The sequence below is a fragment of the Acinetobacter sp. YH12134 genome, from assembly GCF_013418555.1.
Taxonomy (GTDB): Bacteria; Pseudomonadota; Gammaproteobacteria; order Pseudomonadales; family Moraxellaceae; genus Acinetobacter; species Acinetobacter indicus.
This window is the reverse complement of sequence record NZ_VPBT01000002.1, coordinates 87,395-109,140: the sequence shown is the minus strand read 5'-3', so window position 1 is coordinate 109,140 and position 21,746 is coordinate 87,395. Positions and strand designations below refer to the sequence as shown.

At 44.7% G+C, this 21,746-nt stretch carries 19 protein-coding genes; 12 read left to right on the top strand and 7 right to left on the bottom strand.

Annotated features, from left to right (window positions below; all coding sequences use genetic code 11):
* Positions 1-13: 13 nt before the first annotated feature.
* Complete coding sequence (locus FTU69_RS02005) at positions 14-478, bottom strand: MarR family winged helix-turn-helix transcriptional regulator (protein ID WP_005177561.1); 465 nt, start codon at positions 476-478, stop codon at positions 14-16.
* Between the two features lie 989 nt (positions 479-1,467).
* On the opposite strand from FTU69_RS02005, the gene FTU69_RS02000 reads away from it, so the two are divergent.
* Complete coding sequence (locus tag FTU69_RS02000) at positions 1,468-2,988, top strand: transporter associated domain-containing protein (protein WP_180088935.1); 1,521 nt, start codon at positions 1,468-1,470, stop codon at positions 2,986-2,988.
* Positions 2,989-3,087: 99 nt separating this feature from the next.
* On the opposite strand, the gene FTU69_RS01995 is transcribed toward FTU69_RS02000, so the two are convergent.
* Positions 3,088-3,945 (bottom strand): alpha/beta fold hydrolase, encoded by an 858-nt coding sequence (locus tag FTU69_RS01995; RefSeq protein ID WP_180103398.1) that lies wholly within the window; start codon positions 3,943-3,945, stop codon positions 3,088-3,090.
* 118 nt (positions 3,946-4,063) lie between these two features.
* Here FTU69_RS01995 and FTU69_RS01990 point away from each other — a divergent pair, with 118 nt between their 5' ends.
* Positions 4,064-4,525, top strand: a complete 462-nt coding sequence (locus tag FTU69_RS01990; RefSeq protein ID WP_104471418.1) for a hypothetical protein — start codon at positions 4,064-4,066, stop codon at positions 4,523-4,525.
* A gap of 84 nt (positions 4,526-4,609) precedes the next feature.
* On the opposite strand, the gene FTU69_RS01985 is transcribed toward FTU69_RS01990, so the two are convergent.
* Both FTU69_RS01985 and brnQ read right to left on the bottom strand, forming a co-directional pair.
* Positions 4,610-4,855: a hypothetical protein gene (locus FTU69_RS01985; RefSeq protein ID WP_180087958.1), complete on the bottom strand. Its 246-nt coding sequence runs from the start codon at positions 4,853-4,855 to the stop codon at positions 4,610-4,612.
* 489 nt (positions 4,856-5,344) lie between these two features.
* The gene (gene brnQ, locus FTU69_RS01980) at positions 5,345-6,637 is read right to left on the bottom strand and encodes a branched-chain amino acid transport system II carrier protein (RefSeq protein WP_160243258.1); all 1,293 of its coding nucleotides are present in this window, start codon (positions 6,635-6,637) and stop codon (positions 5,345-5,347) included.
* A gap of 343 nt (positions 6,638-6,980) precedes the next feature.
* Between brnQ and map the strand changes: the two genes are divergently transcribed.
* A complete protein-coding gene (gene map / locus FTU69_RS01975; RefSeq protein ID WP_180087959.1) occupies positions 6,981-7,775 on the top strand; it encodes a type I methionyl aminopeptidase in 795 nt (264 codons plus the stop codon).
* A gap of 173 nt (positions 7,776-7,948) precedes the next feature.
* Here map and FTU69_RS01970 read toward each other — a convergent pair whose 3' ends face one another.
* A complete protein-coding gene (locus FTU69_RS01970) occupies positions 7,949-8,848 on the bottom strand; it encodes a LysR substrate-binding domain-containing protein (RefSeq protein ID WP_180087960.1) in 900 nt (299 codons plus the stop codon).
* A gap of 176 nt (positions 8,849-9,024) precedes the next feature.
* On the opposite strand from FTU69_RS01970, the gene FTU69_RS01965 reads away from it, so the two are divergent.
* Positions 9,025-9,360: a hypothetical protein gene (locus FTU69_RS01965; RefSeq protein WP_005177579.1), complete on the top strand. Its 336-nt coding sequence runs from the start codon at positions 9,025-9,027 to the stop codon at positions 9,358-9,360.
* A gap of 55 nt (positions 9,361-9,415) precedes the next feature.
* Here the strand turns inward: FTU69_RS01965 and glnG are convergent, their stop codons facing one another.
* Both glnG and glnL read right to left on the bottom strand, forming a co-directional pair.
* Entirely contained in the window at positions 9,416-10,891 is a 1,476-nt protein-coding gene (glnG, locus tag FTU69_RS01960) for a nitrogen regulation protein NR(I) (protein ID WP_180087961.1), read from the bottom strand.
* Positions 10,878-11,987, bottom strand: coding sequence for a nitrogen regulation protein NR(II) (glnL, locus tag FTU69_RS01955; protein ID WP_016658204.1), 1,110 nt, complete (start codon positions 11,985-11,987; stop codon positions 10,878-10,880). Before glnL ends, glnG begins: the two co-directional genes overlap by 14 nt.
* A gap of 350 nt (positions 11,988-12,337) precedes the next feature.
* Here glnL and rimO point away from each other — a divergent pair, with 350 nt between their 5' ends.
* From rimO to bamA, 8 genes are all read left to right on the top strand, one after another.
* Complete coding sequence (gene rimO, locus FTU69_RS01950) at positions 12,338-13,681, top strand: 30S ribosomal protein S12 methylthiotransferase RimO (RefSeq protein WP_180087962.1); 1,344 nt, start codon at positions 12,338-12,340, stop codon at positions 13,679-13,681.
* Positions 13,682-13,729: 48 nt separating this feature from the next.
* Positions 13,730-14,458 carry a UMP kinase gene (pyrH, locus tag FTU69_RS01945; protein ID WP_005177594.1) on the top strand — a complete coding sequence of 243 codons (729 nt, stop codon included), beginning with the start codon at positions 13,730-13,732 and terminating at the stop codon, positions 14,456-14,458.
* A gap of 79 nt (positions 14,459-14,537) precedes the next feature.
* Positions 14,538-15,092 (top strand): ribosome recycling factor, encoded by a 555-nt coding sequence (gene frr, locus FTU69_RS01940; protein WP_005177597.1) that lies wholly within the window; start codon positions 14,538-14,540, stop codon positions 15,090-15,092.
* A 6-nt stretch (positions 15,093-15,098) separates the two neighbouring features.
* A complete protein-coding gene (gene uppS / locus FTU69_RS01935; RefSeq protein ID WP_005177599.1) occupies positions 15,099-15,851 on the top strand; it encodes a polyprenyl diphosphate synthase in 753 nt (250 codons plus the stop codon).
* Positions 15,852-15,854: 3 nt separating this feature from the next.
* Entirely contained in the window at positions 15,855-16,679 is an 825-nt protein-coding gene (locus FTU69_RS01930) for a phosphatidate cytidylyltransferase (protein WP_045795728.1), read from the top strand.
* Positions 16,680-17,876, top strand: a complete 1,197-nt coding sequence (gene ispC, locus FTU69_RS01925; protein ID WP_005177604.1) for a 1-deoxy-D-xylulose-5-phosphate reductoisomerase — start codon at positions 16,680-16,682, stop codon at positions 17,874-17,876. It begins immediately after the preceding gene.
* Positions 17,877-17,879: 3 nt separating this feature from the next.
* Complete coding sequence (rseP, locus tag FTU69_RS01920; protein WP_075168194.1) at positions 17,880-19,235, top strand: RIP metalloprotease RseP; 1,356 nt, start codon at positions 17,880-17,882, stop codon at positions 19,233-19,235.
* A gap of 42 nt (positions 19,236-19,277) precedes the next feature.
* Positions 19,278-21,740 (top strand): outer membrane protein assembly factor BamA, encoded by a 2,463-nt coding sequence (gene bamA, locus FTU69_RS01915; protein ID WP_180103397.1) that lies wholly within the window; start codon positions 19,278-19,280, stop codon positions 21,738-21,740.
* The last annotated feature ends 6 nt before the right edge of the window (positions 21,741-21,746 follow it).

The window sequence follows — 21,746 nt, the reverse complement described above, 5'->3', positions numbered from 1 at the left end:
GAATGCTGGATGATTAACGCGATAAGTTATTAAAAATATGACGCAAACTGTCCATCATTTTTTCAATCTGTAGTGGGGTTAAGCCTTCAAAGGACTGTTCCAGTACCACACCGGTCAGATCGTTAATTTTTTCGGTCATGGCATGGCCCTGATCGGTCAGAATAACCCGGGTGATGCGCGCATCATCTTCACAGGAGTAGGTCTCCACCAGGCCTTCTTCTTTTAGGCGATAGACAATTTTGGTGGTGGTCGACATCTTTGACACCACCATATCTGACAGGTCGGAAACGCTGGCATTCGGTTTGGCTTTTAGCGCAATCAGAATGCGGCGGCGTGAGTTATCCAGACCATATTTCTTGAGTGCATGATCGACATTTAACACATATTGAGCATGGACTTGGGTTACCCAGTAATAAGGAAACTGCTCAATATTGAAGTCTTCAGTAGAAGGCAGAAATTTGGAATATTTCTTGGTCATTTAGTTATTCCTTGCATTTTTAATTGTATTTTTGTGAAATCCCATCACATTTTATTTGAAATGTCATATGCTTAGCAAGTTGTTTTAATCGTATTCGTCAATAAAAGGCTGAGGCAAAGCGTTTTTATCGGGAGATCAGCTGGCTTAAACTGGGATAGTTAGGGAGAGATCATCCCTATTTTAGTCCTGATAAATGGTCATAATCTTCTGTGTAAACTTCAGTATTTCATCTTAAAGATGCGTATTTTTAAAGTGGTTTAGATGAGTAATGAGGATGAAGGTTTTATCCAGCAATCATTCTGCCCAATACACCCCAAGGTCTTGTCTCCTAAAAAACAACCAATTTCACTTGATCTTAATTGGCTGTTTTTTTCTGCTTGAAATAGCAACTGATAGAGCGTGACACCTCTCTCGCGCAGTACTTTGATAAACGTATATTTGTTGCATTGTCATATATTTTTATTCGTTATTTTTTGCATGAAAATGATCATGATGATGTTAAGAGTGAAGCATTGAGGTTAGGGACTTGCTTATCTTTCTTCAGGATTTACTTTCAAACCGTTTAAGTAAAAGTAACAAATTGAAAACTGGGCTGCATTTATTTCAGTACTAGAAATTTGAGTCCTTGAGATAGAAAATTAACATCTTGGAATTTATTTTTTAATAAAATAATAAAAATCAAATATTTATATTTGAGTTGTGAAATATAGCCCTGATTTTTGCTCTGATTGTAGTCATTTATCTCTCTGTGGAAGTTTTAATAAAACCTGAAATTTAATTACAAACTTGTACTTTTTTTAAGCAGAAAACTTGGCTTAATTTAACCAATACAGGAATTTACCAAAAAAATTCCGAAAAAATGATTACAAAAATAGAAGATTATGCATAATATTTTTATCTACAGTTGAAAAGGTTAAATTTATGGATCCGTCGCCGGGCCCAGGTCTACATTTCGAATTACACGCTAACCCTATCGGAGAGATGAACTAATGGAGTTTTTATTAGATCCGGGAATTTGGGTTGGTTTAATAACACTTATTATTTTAGAAATTGTTCTAGGTATTGATAACCTAGTCTTTATTGCCATTCTGGCAGAAAAATTACCTCCTGAGCAGCGTGATAAAGCCCGTGTGATTGGCTTGTCTTTGGCTTTGCTCATGCGTTTGGGGTTATTATTCGCAATCTCTTGGTTAGTCACCTTGACTCAACCGCTTATTTCGATATTTGATTTAACATTCTCAGGGCGGGATTTGATTCTCCTGTTCGGTGGTTTGTTCTTGGTCTATAAGGCCGTGACCGAATTGCACGAGAAGATGGAAGGCAAGCCGGAAGTTAAAGTGAGCACCAATGTGGTTTATGCCAGCTTCACCGCAGTGGTTGCCCAGATCGTAATCCTGGATGCCGTATTCTCTTTAGACTCTGTTATTACCGCAATTGGTATGGTCGACAACATCTATGTGATGATGGCCGCCATGATTGTAGCAATGGCGGTCATGTTACTGGCGTCTAAACCGCTAACAGCCTTTGTTAACCGTCATCCAACCGTGGTAATCTTGTGTTTAAGCTTCCTGCTGTTGATTGGTATCAGCCTGATTGCAGAAGGTTTTGGTTTCCACATTCCGAAAGGTTATATCTATTCAGGTATTGGTGTAGCCATTGCCATTGAAGCCTTTAACCAGTTTGGGCAGCGTAATGCGGCAAAACATGAAGCGAAAATTCCGCTGCGTCACCGTACTGCAGATTCGATTCTGAAGTTAATGGGCGGCCGTATTGAAACTACGGACATGCATTCAAGTGAAGCACAAGAAACCTTTGCGCATGAAGAGCGTTATATGATTGGCGGCGTATTAACGCTGGCAGAACGTTCGGTTGCGTCGATTATGACGCCGCGTAACCAGATTTCCTGGGTGAACATTGAAGATACACCAGAACAGATTCGTGAGCAGGTATTGTCGGTACCGCACAGTTTATTCCCAGTGTGTCGTGGTAGCCTTGACAAAGTCATCAGTATTGTTCGTGCCAAAGAGCTACTGGATGTGCTAGATGATGAAGAAGCCTTTAAGGCGCTGGTGAAACGTCACCGTCCAATTTACATTTTTGAAAAAATGAAAGTCATTGATGCGATCAATACTTTGCGTACTTCAAAAGGTTCATTGGTATTGGTGAGTGACGAGTTTGGTAATGTGCAAGGTCTGATTTCGCCGCTGGATGTGTTTGAAGCAATTGCCGGTGAGTTCCCGGATGCCGATGAACAGCCAGATTTAATCCGTGTTAACGAGACCACCTGGAAAGCGACCGGTATGCTGGACGTTTATCAGCTTGAGCTGGAACTGGGTATGCTGGATCTGGTGGAAGAAGATGCAGGCTATATTAGTGTTGCCGGCTTAATCTTGGATAAAACCCAGGGCGATGTACAAGTCGGTACGCATCTGGACTATCAGGGCGTACACTTTGAAGTCACCGAGCTGGAAGGTAACCGCATTAAAACCGTGATGATTACCTACGCTTAATTGCCAAAAGTTGGTAAATCAAAAAAGCCTCACTGATGTGGGGCTTTTTCTGTTCTGGTGTTTATTTAAAGCTCATCTTTTTTCAAGAGAGTTGCAGTTTTAGATACGTAACTCGGCCGCAATCACCGGCCACAGGTTCTGGTGAGAGCGTTTAAACATCAGCATATGACCAATTGTTTTATGACCATACTGCTGTGGTTTTAGTTCAATCATCCGGGTAGCAGCATTAGGATAAAGGCGCAGTAAATCTTTGACGTTGGCTTCAGTGGCAATTTCGTCATCGGAACTCCAGAATACGCTCATCGGGCTACGGATGTCAGCATGAAAATCTTCAAATACACTTTTACCAATAGCATTGATCACATAACCGGGTTTGCCGCAAAACTCTGCCCATTGCCGGGCCACATTTTTCGGTAAATTTTCACCCATACCAATAGCCTGGGTCGGGCCATATCCATGGGTGATACGAGCAATTGGGAAAATGACCTGAAACATCAGCGGCGCCAGTAATTTGGTGCGTCCCTTAAGACCTTTGACATGACCAGTCGAACCCGATACCGCTACAACTTTGGCTACCTTGGCATGGTTGGGGCAAATTCCCAGCAGCTGGCCGCCAGCACTATGTCCCAATAAAATCACCTGTTCGGCCTGACTCAGTTGCAATAGATGCTCGATGCCGGCTGCAATATCCAGTTGTCCCCAATCGACAATACTGGCTTGCGAGTGCTTTAATTTCCCTTGTAAAGAGCCGCCAATACCGCGAAAATCAAAACTGAGCACGTCATAACCTTGCTGGCTTAACCACTCGGCAAAAGGATGATAAAACCCTTGCGTGATGCCAGTCGCGGGACAAATTAGGACAGGGTAAGGCTGCTTTTTAGCCTGATGGGTGTAGAAGCGCCCACTCAGCTGATAGCCATCTGCGCAGGTGATATGGACGGGGTCAAACGAAGTCATAGGATAAACATTAAAAAAAAGTGAATGACTCTAATGTAAAGGAGTTTGCTGTGAATGCAGTTACAATCTCTGACTTCGGGGTCATGCGGACGGGCAATTCAAATAAGGACAAAACGAAATGAATGTAATGGATCTTGATGTTGCGGTAAAAGGGGCGATTCTGGCCAGCGGTATATTTTTATGGGTGGGCATGCTGACCGGGGTATGGAAATACTGGCAGATTCGGCATTCACCACAGGCGCGTGCTCATTATTATGTCGATATTGCGCATCGTAGCAGTTTGCTCTATGCGCCGGCCAGTCTGATTCTGGCAGCCATGGCTTATTTTTCGGTATGGTCCACCGAACTGAATTTGCTACTGGTGGCAATTAACCTGTTTTTCTTTGCTTTTTCGATTTTGAGCTATGCACTGCATGGTTATTTAAAGGACACCACCAATCAGTTTAAAACTCCGCATCAGTTGGGCAAATGGCATCTGCCAAAAAGTTTAATGAGTCTGGCGATGTTGCTGTTGGTACTGGGTGAAGTGCTGGCCACCTTGCTACTGGTGGTGGGTGCGGGATTATATTTATGGGCTTAGGTATATTTTGCCAAGTAGTATAAAAAATATTTATCTCATTCTGAGCAGATGGATGAAGGCTCATCCATCTGGGTCGGTTAAAAATTAAGAGTTGTGCTGATCGATGGGAGCCGACTGTCGATATTTTTCATCGACCACAGCCCAAATATAGAAGGCGATACAGACGATTAGTGCGTACATAAAATACGCCGGTTTCAGGTTGCCCTGAATCAATCCTTGAAAGACCAGCGTCAGCAGCAGCGCAAAGGTGGTGCTGAGGAAAGTCACTAAATTGTTATTTGCCTTCAGAGCGTTAATGAAGACTTGCTTATTGAAATGTAATGATAACATCTCCATCCCTCCTGTATTTTGATCAAAAACAGACTATTTTGATCGGATTAGTTTGTTTAGTTGTACTGCGAATTGCAGTGTATTTCAAGCGCCTATCGCAATATTTTGAAAGAACATAGTGTGTATAAATAAATGCTCGAATTCAGTTCATTTATTTACGGAATATTAGGGCATCACTGTAAAGAAGTGAGTAAAGATGTAGCATTATTTATGCTAGCTTAACAATAGGGCAGCTATTAGGCTTTGGTAGAAGGTATGCAAAAAGAGGGTAAAGAACAGGATTGCGCTGAATTGAAGGGTTTCAGAGAATGAGGAGAAGCGAAAGTGGATGAGCTTACTTCAATAGGCTTAGAAGTTAAGCAAGATTGAGCTAAACCAGACTGAAAGAAAGTGACACAATAAGAGTCAGTTTGGGTAAAACTTGACCATTATTGAGCAATTTAAAATCGGGTTTGGGTAAAACCAGACTTTAACGACTCGGGTTAAGGCTTAGTGTTTAACCTTGTCGATCACAATACAAATCAGCAGGACAATGGTAGATGGAATCAGCCAGGCCAGGTTTTGCGCGCTTAACGGTAAGTTCAGTAAAGCTTCTGGTAAAAAGCCATCTAGCCCTGCCACTTTTAAGCCATCAATCACGCCAAAGAATAAGGCTACTGCGGTGACCGGACGAATTACACGCGCTGGAGAATGGAAGTTTTTCCAGAAAAAGCCCAGTAAGATCACTACAATCGCAGGCGGATAAATCGCACTTAATACCGGCACTGAGAGTGCAATCAGTTTGGTCAGACCGAGGTTGGAAATCACCAGCGAGAAACCGACTAATACAAATACCCAAGTACGATACCTAATGCGGGTAATTTGCGAGAAGTATTCTGCACAGGCACAGGTCAGGCCAATCGCGGTTACCATACAGGCAATGAAAATCATGGCACTTAAGAATAGTGAACCTAAGTCACCAAAAGCATGTTGCACATAGGCATGTAGGATCACTGCGCCATTGGCTGCATTCGGTGCTACTTCATGACTGCCCAAGCCCAGTTTGAACAGGCTTAAATACACCAGGGTTAAACCGATACCAGAGATCAGTCCGGCAATCATGGCGTATTTGGTCATCAGCTTTTTATCGCTGACCCCACGCGAACGCATGGCATTAATAATCACAATACCAAATACCAAGGCACCCAGGGTATCCATGGTTAAATAACCATTGACGAAACCTTCCGAGACTGGACTGTTGATATAGTTATTAATGGCTGGCGGAATATGACCCGCGGGAATGAACGTTGCTGCAACACCCAGAATAATTAACGATAAAATTTTCAGGGGCGACAGGAAATAACCCACCGTATCCAGAATCTTGTTGGGATACAGCGCAACAATGGTCACCACAATAAAGTAGATCAGACTGTAAATCAGCAAGCTGCTCGGGGCTGCACCAAAATAAGAGGAGAAACCAATTTCATAAGAAACGGTTGCGGTACGGGGAATGGCAAATAAAGGGCCTACCGCTAAATAACACACCACGGTCAAAATCAGGCTGGCTGCTTTGCCCAGTGGCGAACTTAAAAGCTGGATCGAACCTTCTACACGAGACAGGGCAATAATGGTCAACACCGGCAAGCCCACGGCTGTAATTAAAAAGCCGAAAGCTGCTAACCAAACGTGTTCACCTGCCTGCTGTGCAACAATAGGCGGAAAGATAATATTGCCGGCACCGATAAATAGTGCAAAGGTCATTAAACCTAAGGCAATAATATCCCGTGTACGTAAACTCGTCATAAGGGAGATAGATCGGTTAAACAAAAGAAAGCGATTCTAGAACATGGCAACTGCTTTGGCTAATTTATTTTATAAATCTTATGAATTATTTTTATATCTTGGCTTGGGAAATTGATCGGGTTGTCAAAAATTAGTGAAACTATATTGTTGATTTAATTTTTAAAAGATGAAAACTGTTAAATATCAAAAGATAAATTTGAAAAAACAGTCAATAAATATAAAGGTTTTTAATTGTTGAATATTTAAGCAGTAGTGGGTTTGTGGCAGATGGAACCGCTTGTGATCAAACAAAAGTCACTGAAAAGGACTATACTAAGCAAATGTTTCATAGGGGATTTTAAGCATGAGAGCGTCTGCCGTATCGATTAAAACCGAGCAGGATTTAGAAAAATTGCGTATTTCAGGTCGTTTGGCTGCTCAGGTTTTGGCGATGATCGGGGAGCATATCAAGCCGGGCGTGACCACCGAATATCTAGATGACCTGTGTCACGACTATATCGTAAATACCTTGCAGGTGATTCCGGCCAATGTCGGCTATTGCGGCTATACCAAAACCACCTGTATTTCACCGAATGAAGTGGTTTGTCACGGTATTCCATCTGCGTCGGTTGTGCTTAAAGATGGCGATATTATCAATATTGATGTGGCGGTAATTAAAGACGGCTACTACGGCGATACCAGTCGCATGTATTACGTCGGCACGATCAAGCCGGAAGCGAAAAGACTGGTCGAAACCACCTATGCGGCAATGGTCGCAGGGATTCATGCGGTGAAACCGGGTGCGACTTTAGGCGATGTTGGTCATGCAATTCAAACGGTCGCGCAGCAGGCCGGCTATAAAGTGGTGCGTGAATATTGCGGGCATGGTATTGGTAAAATTTATCATGAACAGCCAAGTGTACTGCACTATGGCCAGCCGGGTCAGGGGCTACAACTCAAGCCAGGTATGGTGTTCACGATTGAACCGATGGTTAATGCCGGCGGCTCCAAAGTCAAAGAGCTCAATGATGGCTGGACCGTCGTGACCACCGATAAATCACTTTCTGCACAGTGGGAACATATGATTGCCGTGACTGAAAACGGCTTTGAAGTGCTGTCGCCGTGGCCGGAAGGTACTGGAGAATACCCGGAAATCTAGCTATAAAACGACTTATTCATACTTTAAAAGTATTAATTGATATAAATTAGCTATTTGTTAATGCTGTCTTTTGTACATATTATGTATTTATAGATTCTTGCTGTAGTTTCTAGTTTTTATAGCTTATCCATCCCTGGATAAGCTTTTTTTTGCCTGAAATTTGATGGTTGGCTTTAACGCTGTGACAGTTTTTCCACTAGAAAATCAATAAACACCCGTACCGCCGGTAACAGACCACGGCGGGATGGATACACGGCATGAAAAACCCCGTGCGGCGCACGCCAGTTCGGTAGCACGCGTACCAGTTCGCCTGACTGAATATAGGGTTCCACAATATTGTCCGGGAGCAGGGCAATTCCACAGTCCTGACGGGCCAGTTGTGCCTGTAGCATCAAATCCGAGCCCATTACGGTCGGGTTGACTTTAATTTTCTTCTGCTGCTGATGTTCATCATAAACCACAATATGCTGATCGACATGGCCATCGGCCATACTGAGAATATGGTGCTTGGCCAGATCTTCCGGCTGTTTCAGGTCGCCGTGCTGGTTTAAATAGGCCTGACTGGCAAAGAGATGCTGTTCAATGGTTTCAAAGGTACGAATCACCAGATTTGGGTCATCATCCAGGTTACTACGCACACGCAAGGCCAGATCAATCCCTTCATTAATCAGATCGACCCGGCGGTTACTGACCAGAAGCTGGACTTTAATTTCCGGATAGGTCTTTAAAAATTCCGGCAGAATTCTGGACATTTCATTCTGGGCAATGGAGACCGGCAGGCTGACTTTAATCAGGCCGCGTGGCTGAATACTCAGATGATCAACCAGATCATGCGCTGCCTGTGCGGCATTGGCCATCACCTGTGCATGCCGATACACGTTCATGCCAATATCGGTTACGGCAAAATGGCGGGAATTACGCTGAATCAGGCGCACGCCCAAACGTTCTTCCAGATTGTGCACACGGCGGCTCAGTTTGGATTTAGGGATATCGGTTGCACGTTCTGCGGCGCTAAAACCGCCATGCTCAACCACCTGGGCAAAGCAGTAAAAATCATCGAGGTCCGAAAGCATGTGTAGTTATTCCATTTATGCAACGATAAGCAGATTAAATTATGATTGTTCTGGGCTGTCAATTTGATTTGTGCGGTTTTTGCAGCGTCTCTTTTCGCCTTTGTGATGCGTGGCGAGCTTAAGTTATGGCTACAAATCCTTTACACTAAGGATAAAGTCCATGAGATGATCAATACATGTCTTATCAACTGATTCAACAGCCCGATGCCGATGCCAACGTGATTTGTCCTTGCTGCCAGCAGGCGATTATTGACTGGTCACAAGAGCAGTATATTCAGCCCTGTGAGCATACGCTGTTTGTGGCGCTGGATTTGGGTTTTGAATATATTGCCGATGTATTTGAAGCAACCATGGCGCGTAGTGTCGATGAAATTCACGCACATGATGATCAGCTCAATATGTTTCAGGAACTGACCACAGCCAGCTTTCCGCATTATCTGATCATTCGCACCGATTTGGGCGTGCAGGATTTATCACGTTATATCGGCATTGCTGTGCCGGAATCCAATTAAAAAAATAAGCTCCCGAAGGAGCTTATTTTTTTGTGATTACGAAGATGAGGCTGGTTTAGCCTTCAATTTCTTCCTCGACATCATCATCAGCACTGTCCATGCCCAGCTCTTTCAGCTTACGGGTTAGGGTATTACGTCCCCAGCCCAGCAGTTCAGCGGCATGGCGTTTGCGGCCACGGGTTTGTTGCAGCGCGGCATTAATCAGGGTACGTTCAAACATCGGTGTGGCGATGTCCAGAATTTTCATTTCGCCGTTTTTCAGTTTCTGTACGGCCCATTGACCCAGCAGCTCATCCCAGTGATGGATTGAAACGCGGTCTAAATGCAGATTGGCCGACGCATCGCCTGATTTTTCAATTGGAATCTGTTTCAGTTCCGAAGGTAAATCTTCCGGATAGACTTCACGGCCGGTAATCATCACGGTTAACCAGCGGCAGGTATTTTCCAGCTGGCGCACATTGCCTTGCCAAGGCAATTGCTGCATATATTCCTGGGTTTCCGGACGCAAGATTTTCGGACTCACGCCTAGCTCTTTACCGGCACGCGCCAGGAAGTGCTGCGCCAACATTGGAATATCTTCACTACGATGCGCCAGTTTTGGAATATGAATCCGGATCACGTTCAGACGGTGATACAAGTCTTCACGGAAACGGCCTTCGTGTACCAGCTTTTCCAGGTCTTGGTGCGTTGCTGCAACAATACGCACATCTACCTTCACCGGAATATGGCCACCAACACGGTAGAATTCACCATCGGCTAAAACACGTAATAAACGGGTCTGGGTTTCAAATGGCATATCGCCAATTTCATCCAGGAACAAGGTGCCGCCATTGGCCTGTTCAAAACGGCCCTGACGCTGGGTGTTGGCGCCGGTAAAGGCCCCTTTTTCATGACCAAATAATTCGGTTTCAATCAGGTCTTTCGGAATGGCGGCCATGTTGAGCGCAATAAACGGCTTGCTGCTACGCGGTGAATGGCGATGCAGGGCATGCGCCACCAGTTCTTTACCGGTCCCTGATTCACCATTAATCAGTACGGTAATATGCGATTGCGATAAACGGCCAATGGCACGGAACACTTCCTGCATTGCCGGTGATTCACCAATAATTTCAGTCGATTGAATGGGCTGTGCAGTTTTGGCCGATTCCTGTTGCTGTAATTTGGTGATATGCAAAATGGCACGATTCACCAGCGCTAGCGCTTCATCAATATCAAACGGTTTTGGCAGATATTCAAAGGCACCGGTCTGATAGCTCGACACTGCAGATTCCAGATCTGAATGTGCGGTCATGATAATCACCGGTAAATCCGGATAGCTGGCTTTGACTTTACCGAGGAAGGTCAGGCCATCAATACCCGGCATACGGATATCGGTCAGGATTACATCCGGTGCATCGACACCCAGTTGCTCCAGGGCAGATTGGGCTTCTTCAAAACTGGTAACGTCAAAGCCTTCTTCCTTGAAGGTTTTTTCCAGTACCCAGCGCATGGCACGATCATCATCAATTACCCAAATTTTATTTCGCGACATGGTTAGACTCCCAAGGTATATATAAGCTAAATATTGTTTTTCCTGGAACAGATTGGCACTCAATCATTCCGTTGTGTTGATGCATAATATTCTGTGCGATGCTCAGGCCCAGTCCGGTGCCTTTGGCGCGTGCCGTAACCAGCGGATAGAACACCGATTCAATAATTTCTTCCGGCACACCGGGGCCGTTGTCTTCAATATCAATCCGTACCACCGAGCGATGAATCACGCCATTAATGGTGACCAGGCGCTGAATACGGGTTCTTAAAATCAGTTCGGGCTGATGTTCTGCAAAGAATTCCTTGTTTTCCATCATGGCCTGTACCGCATTGACGCTAATATTCAGCATGACCTGAATCAGCTGGTCACGATCCGCCATGACTTCCGGCAACGACAGGTCATAATCTCGAATGATTTTGACTTTTTTCTTGGTCTGGTTGGCAATTAGCGAGCGCACGCGTTCCAATGGTTCATGAATATTGACCAGTTCATAGCTTGGTAACTGACGTGAACCGAGCATGGTATCGGCCAGATTTCTGAGCCGATCGACTTCATTAATAATAATGTCGGTAAACTCTGCATATTGAGAGTCATTCAGACTGCGCGCCAGTAGCTGGGTTGCACCGCGAATCCCGGCCAGCGGGTTTTTAATTTCATGCGCCACGCCGCGCACCAGTTGCCGCGCCACCTGATGCTGTTGAATCAGATTTTCTTCTTTGGAAATTTTCAGCATCCGGTCAATCGGATTCAGTTCAATCAGCAATAAAGGATGATAGCTTTTGCCGGCATTCAGCTGCGAAGCGGTGTAATCGACATGAATGTCTTTAAAGTTGACATTAATGGTAGCTTCACGGCGGGTATAAGGCTGTCCGGTGCTTAAGGTATTTTGTAGCGCTTCGTAGGTATTAAATTCATCGGTCGGGAGATGCAGTAAATTCATTACCGGCTGTCCGGCAGCACGCAATAAACTGATATCAAACAGCGCCTCACAAGAGGAATTGAGGTAAAAAATATTCAGGTTGCTGTCAACCAGTAAAATGGCAGTGGTCAAATTGTCCACTAAAAGGCGATAGTCGATAGCCGGGCTTTGATCCATTAGCGGTGGCATCCTGTATTAAAATAGCGCAATGGCATCTTCATAAAGCAATAGGTTTCTGAATTAAGAACGTTAATGATGCAAATTAAGCAAAATGCACGCCAACTTTGTTCAAATTCCTGTAAATCAAGCCAATTTATGAGAAAAATGCGCTGAAATGGACGGGTTGATTCAGGTATAGCGGATAACGCCAGTGCTGTAAACCAAAAGTGAATTAAAATGGTGCAATATTGTGTATAAGCCGGCTTTAGTGGTTGTATTTTGGTGCATTATGCAAAGAGTGGGCTATTTCTCTATTTTTATGGCCAGAAAAGTCATACAATACGCGCATTCTAGTGGAGCGCAGATTCATGAAGTCCCCCAAAGTCGGTTTTGTTTCTTTAGGTTGTCCTAAGGCATTGGTAGATTCTGAACGAATTTTAACTCAGTTAAAGACTGAAGGTTATGATGTCGCATCGGATTATGACGGTGCTGATTTAGTCGTGGTTAACACCTGTGGTTTTATTGAATCTGCAGTACAAGAGTCTTTAGACGCCATTGGCGAAGCCATGAATGCCAATGGTCGCGTCATTGTGACTGGCTGTTTAGGTAAAGACGAAGACAAGATTCGTCAAATGCATCCGAATGTCTTAAAAGTGACTGGTGCAGCAGCCTATGAAGAAGTTATGGATGCCGTGCATCAGTATGTGCCGGAGCCACCAAAGCACAATCCGTTTATTGATCTGGTGCCAGAACAGGGGATCCGTTTAACCCCGAAACATTATGCCTACCTGAAAATCTCAGAAGGCTGTAACCACCGTTGTACTTTTTGTATCATCCCGAGCATGCGTGGTGATTTAGTTTCCCGTCCGGTCGGTTCTGTTCTGGAAGAAGCCGGAGCGCTGAAACGTGCTGGTGTAAAAGAAGTTCTGGTCATTTCTCAAGATACTTCAGCTTATGGTGTGGATACCAAATACAAGCTAGATTTCTGGAACGGCCAGCCGGTTAAAACCAAATTCTATGACATGTGTGAAGCCCTGGGCCAGTTGGGTATCTGGGTCCGTTTGCACTATGTCTATCCTTATCCGCATGTCGATGCTGTGATTGACCTGATGGCGCAAGGTAAAATCTTGCCGTATCTGGATATTCCATTCCAGCATGCCAGTCCGAAAATCCTGAAACTGATGAAACGTCCGGCGCACAGTGAAAATACACTAGAGCGCTTAAATGTATGGCGTGAAAAATGTCCGGATCTGGTGATTCGTTCCACCTTCGTGGTTGGCTTCCCGGGTGAAACCGAAGAAGACTTCCAGATGTTACTGGACTGGTTGAAAGAAGCGCAGCTGGATCGTGTCGGTTGCTTCACCTATTCACCAGTAGAAGGTGCAACTGCGAATGATCTACCAGATCATGTGCCGGAAGAAATCAAGCAGGAACGTTATGAACGTTTCATGCAGGTGCAGCAGGAAATTTCAGCTGCAAAACTGCAAAAACGCATTGGTCAGACCATGACTGTGCTGGTGGATGATCTGGAAGAAGAATTCCCGGTTGCCGTTGCGCGTTCTTATGCAGATGCACCTGAAATTGATGGTAACGTGTTTGTTGAAGATATCGATAAGTCAAAAATTAAAGCAGGCGATTTGCTTGAAGTCGAAATTACCGATGCAGATGAATACGATTTATTTGCCAAGCTGATTGCGATCAAATCTGCTTAAGTACTGATATACAGAAAAAATTTAAATTAAATACTTTGGAGTTTGATGATGTTGGATTCTAAAAAGCCACGTTATGAACGTATTCTGCTGAAGCTTTCAGGCGAGGCACTGGCGGGTAACAAGGATATGGGGATTGATGCCCAAATCCTTGATCAGATGTCTTTGGCAATTGCACACCTGGTCGGTCTGGGTGTGCAGGTCGGCATTGTGGTTGGTGGCGGTAACCTGTACCGTGGCAGCCAGTTACAAAAAGACGGTCTGGTCGGTCGTGTGACTGGTGACCAGATGGGTATGCTGGCGACTGTGATGAACGGTCTGGCCATGCGTGATGCTTTAGTACGCCGTAACATTAAAACACGTCTGCTTTCAGCACTGCCAATTGGTACCGTTGTAGAATCTTATTCAAGCCGTGATGCAATTCGCCACTTAACCCAAGGTGAAGTGTGCGTATTCGTTGCCGGTACAGGTAACCCGTTCTTTACCACAGATACAGCTGCCTGCTTGCGTGGTATTGAAATTGAAGCCAATCTGATTCTGAAAGCCACCAAGGTAGATGGCGTTTATAACAAAGATCCAAGCAAATACGAAGATGCGGTGAAATATGACACCCTGACGTTCGATCAGGTGTTAGATGAAAAGCTCGGCGTGATGGATTTAACCGCAATCTGCTTATGTCGTGACCACAATGTACCGTTACAGGTATTTGATATGAATAAAGCCGGTGCTTTACTTTCAGTGGTTATGGGTGAAAAAGAAGGAACTCACGTTACGAACTAATGTACGTGGGCCTGAAAGCTCTTTATACTACACGCTATTTTAGTAATTACATCTTTAAGAATTAAGTAAGGAAGATCATATGATTAACGATCTTAAAAAAGACAGCGAACAGCGTATGCAAAAGACTCTGGAGTCTTTGGAGCAAGGTTTTGCCAAAGTTCGTACCGGCCGTGCCCATCCATCAATCTTAAACGGTGTGATGGTTCCTTACTATGGCTCAGATGTGCCGTTAAACCAGGTGGCGAACGTGGGTGTTGAAGATTCACGTACTCTAATCGTACAGCCATTTGAACGTACCATGGTGTCTGCAATTGACAAGGCGATTCGTGAGTCTGACCTCGGTCTGAACCCGATTACCGCTGATTCGATTCGTGTGCCGCTACCAGCTTTAACCGAAGAAACCCGTAAAGACATGCAGAAAGTTGCGCGTTCTGAAGCGGAAAATGCCAAAGTGGCGATTCGTAACATCCGTCGTGACGTCTTGGGCGATATCAAAGCATTGTTGAAAGAAAAAGAAATTTCTGAAGATGATGAACGTCGTGCAGGTGATGATATCCAGAAAATCACCGACAAATATGTTGCTGAAGTCGACAAGCGTTTGGCTGCTAAAGAAGCTGAGTTGATGAAGGTCTAATTGTCGATGACCACATCTGAAGACTGTCAGACGCTTCCAAAACATGTTGCCATCATCATGGATGGCAACAACCGTTTTGCCAAGAAAAATCAATTGCAAAAAGGCGACGGTCACCGTGAAGGTAAAAATATTCTAGATCCGATTGTTGACTATTGTCGCAGCAAACACATTCAGGCACTCACCGTTTTTGCATTTTCAAGTGAAAACTGGAATCGTCCGCAATATGAAGTTGATTTACTCATGCAATTGCTGGAAGACACGATTCATGAGCAAATGCCGCGCATGGAAAAATACCAGATTGCCTTGCGTTTTATTGGTGATCGCAGCCGTTTATCCCCACATCTTCGTGACTTGATGTTGCATGCTGAACAAAGGACTGCTAAGTTCAGTAGCATGACTTTAACCATTGCCATCAGTTATGGGGGCATGTGGGATATGGCAGAAGCAGCCAAACAGATTGCGGCTGATGTACTGGCCAATAAAGTCGCGCTGGAACAGATTGATAGCACGCTGTTCGGTCAATATGTGTGCTTGGGCGATTTACCGCCTGTGGACCTGTTGATTCGTACGGGTGGAGATTATCGGCTGTCCAATTTCTTGCTTTGGCAGGCCGCGTATGCCGAACTGTACTTTACTCCGACCTTGTGGCCTGAGTTTAGTGTGGAAGAGCTGGATGATGCGTTTCATGTGTTTGCAGGACGCGAACGTCGCTTTGGAAAAACTTCAGAGCAAATCCAACAAGAGAAACTTGAGAATTAATACATGTTAGAGCGGATAATTACCGCATTGGTATTGGTCGCTGTGGTGCTGAGTTGTATGTTTGCAACTCAGTCCCATTATCCAATGTTTGTGCTGATGATTTTTGCAGCAGGGGTTGCGGGCTATGAGTGGTTCAAACTCATGCCAAGAACAACAAAATATGTCATCAAGCCCATGGCTTGGGGTTATGGTCTGGTGACCGCCGCTCTTTCCGCGCTTGCTTTATATTTTAGTGATATTGCGTTATTGCTGTGGTCAGCCTCGATTTTAACCTGGCTGCTCAGCCTGTATTGGGTCAAATCCTATCCTGAATATGATGGCTGGTACAATCCAAGCCTGAACTTTATTGGCTTTGTGCTGATTTCTGCCGCCGTGACTGCCATTTATGCGGTCTGGACCCATTCACCGTGGTGGCTGATGTATCTGTTCCTGCTGGTTTGGGGTGCAGATTCTGGCGCTTATTTTGTCGGACGCAAGTTTGGTAAAAAGAAACTGGCACCACATGTCAGTCCAAACAAATCGGTGGAAGGTTTATATGGTGGCGTGTTTACCGCCATCCTGATTGTGCTGTTTGTAGAAATTGTCTATCTGGACTTAAGCCTGACCCAACATATTTTATTCCTGATTCTGTCCATGATAACCGTGTTTAGTTCGGTACTGGGCGATCTGTTTGAATCCATGATCAAACGCCGTGCCGGAATTAAAGACTCTGGTCGTATTCTGCCAGGACATGGTGGAGTGCTGGACCGCATTGACTCCTTGCTCGCAGCGGCTCCAATCTTTGCTGCAAGCATGTATGTACTGAAACTTATTGGCGTAGATTTATAGATGTTACAAGCTGTTTGTATATTGGGTGTTACAGGTTCAATTGGTCAAAGCACCTTAAAAATACTGCAACAACATCCTGAAAAATATTCGGTATATGCCGTAACGGCTCACAGTCGTATTGCTGAGCTGGTTGAAATATGCAAACAGTTTCATCCCAAAGTGGCCGTGGTACCTGCTGCACAGGTCGATTCCTTAAGACAGCTGTTACAGCAGGCCAATCTTGCCGATATTGAAATCCTCTGTGATGAAGCTGGTTTAATAGCTGTGGCTTCACATCCTGAAGTGGATGTGGTGATGGCGGCAATTGTTGGTGCCGCAGGTTTAATGCCAACGTTGGCCGCAGTGCAGGCCGGTAAGCGCGTGCTACTGGCCAATAAAGAAGCCCTGGTGATGTCCGGTGACCTGATGATGCAGGCAGCGCGTGATCATGGCGCTTTATTATTGCCGGTCGATTCAGAACACAATGCAATTTTCCAGTGCCTGCCGCAAAACTATTTTGAGGTCGAGCGTAATGGTCAACCAAAACTGGGTGTGCAGCAGATTCTGCTGACCGCATCGGGTGGGCCATTTTTAAATCATAGTCTGGAACAGTTACACAGCGTGACCCCGGCGCAAGCCTGTAAACATCCGAACTGGTCTATGGGTCAAAAAATCTCCGTCGATTCCGCCACGCTGATGAACAAAGGTTTGGAGCTGATTGAAGCCTGCCATTTGTTCGCAGTAAAAGAACAATTTGTTACAGTGGTGGTGCATCCACAGAGTATTATTCACTCCATGGTTCAATATGTCGATGGAACAACTTTGGCACAAATGGGTAATCCGGATATGTGTACGCCAATTGCGCATGCGTTGGCCTGGCCGGAACGTCTGCAGACGCATGTTCCGCCGCTGGATTTATTTATCCATTCACAGCTGAATTTTCAGGCACCGGACACCACGCGTTTCCCGGCCTTAAAGCTGGCACGTCAGGCCATGCAGGCAGGTGGTATTGCACCGACCTTGCTAAATGCGGCCAATGAAATTGCAGTGGCATCTTTCTTGCAAAACCAGCTTGGGTTTACCCAGATTCCAGAAATTGTTGAACAGACCCTGAATCATCTGGCCAATCGCGCCGCAGATTCAATTGAAACCATTCTTCAGGCAGACCAGAATGCCCGTGCTTTTGCACAGCAGTGTGTGATTCAGACAGGAAGCTAAGACATGAGTGCCTTATTTATTATTGTTGCGGCCATTCTTTTGTTGGGGCCGTTAATTGCAATTCATGAATTTGGGCACTACTTTGTTGCACGCAAACTGGGGGTCAAAGTCCTGGTTTATTCTATTGGTTTTGGCCCGACAGTGCTGAAATGGACCTCGAAGAAATCAGGTATTCAGTATCAGCTCTCGGCTTTGCCTTTGGGCGGCTATGTCAAAATGCTGGATGAACGTGAGGGCAATGTGGCAGAAGAAGATCTGCCTTTTGCTTTTAACCGTCAGCATCCGTGGAAACGGATCGCGATTGTCGCGGCAGGTCCTTTAATTAATCTGGTTTTTGCGATTGTACTGTTCTGGATTCTGTTTTTACCGTCTCAGGAACAGCTGAATACCCGTGTTGGGAAAGTCTTGCCACAAACGCCTGCGGCTGAAGTGAATATGCAGCCGGGTGACCGGATTACCGCAGTCGATGGTACCCAGGTTAGCACCTGGGAAAAACTGAATTTTGCTTTGGTCGATCGTGCCGGTGAAACAGGCACCATTCATATTCAGGCCAACCGTGATGGCCAGCTCCAAAACTTTCAATTACCGATTCAAGATTTCTTGAAAGATCAATCTCAGTCACCGCTTGAGGTACTGGGTTTCACGCCATATCGTCCGAATATTCCAGCGGTGGTCAGCAAACTGAGTGAAGATGGTGCGGCCATTCGTCAAGGGATGAAAGAAGGTGACCAGATTTTGGCGATTGACGGTGTTGTCATGAAAGACTGGTACGATGTGGTACAAGTGGTACAGGCATCGCCAGAGAAACTGTTGAAGATTGACGTGTTGCGCCAAGATCAGCGGGTACAGCTGGAAATTATGCCGCAGGCCAAACGCGACAATATGGGCAACACCACCGGTATGTTAGGTGTACAAAGTGACCCTGGAAAAATAACAATTCCTGAAGAATATAAACAAACCATTCAATATAGTCCTACAGAAGCCTTAATGATGGCGGTCGATAAAACCGGTCAAATCTCTTCGATGATTTTGAACTCTATCGTCAAAATGGTGCGTGGTCTGATTGGTTTAGATAACCTGTCTGGCCCGATTACCATTGCCAAGGTGGCAGGACAAAGCGCTGAAATGGGCTGGCAAACTTTTATTTCGTTTATGGCCCTAATGAGTGTAAGCTTGGGTATTCTAAATTTACTGCCAATTCCAATGCTGGATGGTGGACATTTGGTTTATTATTTTATAGAACTAATTCGTGGTAAACCTGTTTCTGAACAAATACAATTAGTTGGTTTAAAAATTGGTATGGTATTGCTCGGTAGCATGATGCTTCTGGCATTATTTAATGATTTTATGCGTTTATAACAACGTGGATAGGCAATAAATTTAACATTGGAAAAGACTGGCATGCAGCACACACATTTATTTATGCCTCTGGCACTGGTTAGTGCTATGGCAGCAGTACAACAAGTATATGCAGCAGATGAATTTATCGTAAGAGATATACAAATTGACGGACTTGTTCGTTTAACGCCAGCCAATGTTTATGGAATGATTCCTGTAAATAGTGGTGATCGTGTCAACGATGCCACCATTGCAAATGCAATTCGCAGCCTGTATGCCACAGGTTTATTCGATGATATTAAAGCTGCCCAGCAAGGCGATACCTTGGTATTTCAGGTGGTGGAACGTCCGATCATTTCGAAAGTCGAATTTAAAGGCAATAAATTAATTCCGAAAGAAGCCCTTGAAGAAGGCTTGAAGAAAATGGGTGTGGCTGAAGGTGAAGTGCTGAAAAAGTCTGCCTTGCAAACGCTAGAATCGGAACTTGAACAGCAATACATGCAGCAAGGCCGTTATGATGCCGATGTCAAAGTTATTACCACAGCGCGTCCGAATAACCGCGTTGACCTGACCATTGAGTTTATTGAAGGTAAAGCGGCCAAAGTTTTTGATATTAATATCATTGGCAATACCGTTTTTAAAGACAGCGAAATTAAACAGGCCTTTGCAGTTAAGGAAAGTGGCTGGGCGTCTGTGATTTCACGTAATGACCGTTATGCACGTGAAAAAATGGCAGCAAGCTTGGAAGCTTTACGTGCGCTGTATTTAAACCGTGGTTATATCAACTTTAATATCAATAACTCTAGCCTGAACTTAAGTGAAGACAAACAGCACATCTTCATTGAGGTGTCGATTGATGAAGGCGAACAGTTCAAATTTGGTCAAACCAAATTCTTGGGTGATGCTTTATATGCACCAGAAGAATTAAAAGCGCTGCAAATCTATAAAGATGGTGAAACCTATTCGCAAGAAAAGGTCAATGCGGTTAAGCAGCTGCTGCTTCGCAAGTATGGTAATGCCGGTTATTACTATGCAGAAGTGAATGTGGTGCCACAAATTAATGAAGAAACCAAACAGGTTGATCTGAACTATTACATCAACCCGGGTCAGCAAGTCACAGTACGCCGCATTAACTTCAGTGGTAACATCAAAACTGCCGATGAAGTGCTACGTCGTGAAATGCGCCAGATGGAAGGTGCATTGGCCAGTAACGAAAAAATTGATCTGTCTAAAGTCCGTTTAGAACGTACTGGTTTCTTTAAAACCGTGGATATTAAACCGGTGCGTGTTCCGAATGTACCGGATCAGGTTGATCTTAACGTTGCGGTGGAAGAACAGCATTCTGGTACCAGTACCTTGGCGGTGGGTTTCTCGCAAAGTGGCGGTGTAACTTTCCAGGCCGGTTTAAGCCAGACCAACTTCTTGGGCACCGGTAATGCCGTGTCGATTGACCTGTCGCGTTCTGAAACACAAGACTACTATAACCTAAGCGTAACCGATCCGTACTTTACCATTGATGGTGTACGTCGCGGTTATAATATGTACTACCGTAAAACCAAACTGGATGATGACTATAACGTTAACAACTATGTGACCGACAGTTTCGGTGGCGGGATTAACTTTGGTTATCCAATTGATGAAAACCAGAGTATTAGTGCGGGCTTAAATATTGATCAGACAGAAGTGACAACCGGTCCTTATGTGTCGACTTATGTTCGTGATTATCTACTTGCAAATGGTGGAAGAACAACCCAAAGTGAACCATATTGCTTAGATGCTAATATTGAGGTTGGAGAAGAGTGTCAAAATTGGTCTGATCCTAAAGGGACTGAATTTAAGGGAGATTTCTTAACTTATAATTTAAGTTTGGGTTGGTCATATAATACCCTTAACCGTCCAATTTTCCCAACAACGGGGATGTCGCATCGGGTGAATGCAGAAATTGCCTTGCCGGGCAGTGATGTGGAATATCAAAAAGTCACTTATGATGCACAGGCCTATTATCCGCTGGGTAAAGATTTTGTATTACGCGGCTATGGTAAATTGGGCTATGGTAATGATTTACCATTCTATAAAAACTATTATGCCGGTGGTTATGGCTCGGTACGTGGTTATGATAACAGTACACTCGGTCCAAAATACGATGGTGTATATTTCAGCGATAGAGGACAAAAAGATCCATCCCCAGAAGAAGTGGGTGGTAATGCTTTAGTACAGTTCGGTACTGAACTGGCTTTGCCGGTACCATTTAAAGGGGACTGGGCACGTCAGGTTCGTCCGGTGATTTTTGCTGAAGGTGCACAAGTCTTTGATACTCAGTGTGATGTTCAAGCCACGGATGCAGGCCGTCAATACTGTAAAGATAATTACGGCTTTGACTTCGGTGAAATGCGTTATAGCGTCGGTGTCGGCTTTACCTGGATTACCATGATTGGCCCATTGTCCTTAAGTTATGCATATCCGCTGAATGAAAAACCAGGCGATGAAACCAAGAATATCCAGTTTGAAATTGGCCGTACGTTCTAAGTACGG

What these genes read in the sequence shown, in the direction of transcription:
- glnL (WP_016658204.1), bottom strand. Translation starts at nt 11,987, where the DNA reads ATGGATCAAAGCCCGGCTATCGACTATCGCCTTTTAGTGGACAATTTG.
- frr (WP_005177597.1), top strand. Translation starts at nt 14,538, where the DNA reads ATGATTAACGATCTTAAAAAAGACAGCGAACAGCGTATGCAAAAGACT.
- FTU69_RS01930 (WP_045795728.1), top strand. Translation starts at nt 15,855, where the DNA reads ATGTTAGAGCGGATAATTACCGCATTGGTATTGGTCGCTGTGGTGCTG.
- FTU69_RS01995 (WP_180103398.1), bottom strand. Translation starts at nt 3,945, where the DNA reads ATGACTTCGTTTGACCCCGTCCATATCACCTGCGCAGATGGCTATCAG.
- rseP (WP_075168194.1), top strand. Translation starts at nt 17,880, where the DNA reads ATGAGTGCCTTATTTATTATTGTTGCGGCCATTCTTTTGTTGGGGCCG.
- brnQ (WP_160243258.1), bottom strand. Translation starts at nt 6,637, where the DNA reads ATGACGAGTTTACGTACACGGGATATTATTGCCTTAGGTTTAATGACC.
- uppS (WP_005177599.1), top strand. Translation starts at nt 15,099, where the DNA reads ATGACCACATCTGAAGACTGTCAGACGCTTCCAAAACATGTTGCCATC.
- FTU69_RS01970 (WP_180087960.1), bottom strand. Translation starts at nt 8,848, where the DNA reads ATGCTTTCGGACCTCGATGATTTTTACTGCTTTGCCCAGGTGGTTGAG.
- bamA (WP_180103397.1), top strand. Translation starts at nt 19,278, where the DNA reads ATGCAGCACACACATTTATTTATGCCTCTGGCACTGGTTAGTGCTATG.
- FTU69_RS01965 (WP_005177579.1), top strand. Translation starts at nt 9,025, where the DNA reads ATGTCTTATCAACTGATTCAACAGCCCGATGCCGATGCCAACGTGATT.
- glnG (WP_180087961.1), bottom strand. Translation starts at nt 10,891, where the DNA reads ATGTCGCGAAATAAAATTTGGGTAATTGATGATGATCGTGCCATGCGC.
- rimO (WP_180087962.1), top strand. Translation starts at nt 12,338, where the DNA reads ATGAAGTCCCCCAAAGTCGGTTTTGTTTCTTTAGGTTGTCCTAAGGCA.
- map (WP_180087959.1), top strand. Translation starts at nt 6,981, where the DNA reads ATGAGAGCGTCTGCCGTATCGATTAAAACCGAGCAGGATTTAGAAAAA.
- pyrH (WP_005177594.1), top strand. Translation starts at nt 13,730, where the DNA reads ATGTTGGATTCTAAAAAGCCACGTTATGAACGTATTCTGCTGAAGCTT.
- FTU69_RS01985 (WP_180087958.1), bottom strand. Translation starts at nt 4,855, where the DNA reads ATGTTATCATTACATTTCAATAAGCAAGTCTTCATTAACGCTCTGAAG.
- FTU69_RS02000 (WP_180088935.1), top strand. Translation starts at nt 1,468, where the DNA reads ATGGAGTTTTTATTAGATCCGGGAATTTGGGTTGGTTTAATAACACTT.
- FTU69_RS02005 (WP_005177561.1), bottom strand. Translation starts at nt 478, where the DNA reads ATGACCAAGAAATATTCCAAATTTCTGCCTTCTACTGAAGACTTCAAT.
- ispC (WP_005177604.1), top strand. Translation starts at nt 16,680, where the DNA reads ATGTTACAAGCTGTTTGTATATTGGGTGTTACAGGTTCAATTGGTCAA.
- FTU69_RS01990 (WP_104471418.1), top strand. Translation starts at nt 4,064, where the DNA reads ATGAATGTAATGGATCTTGATGTTGCGGTAAAAGGGGCGATTCTGGCC.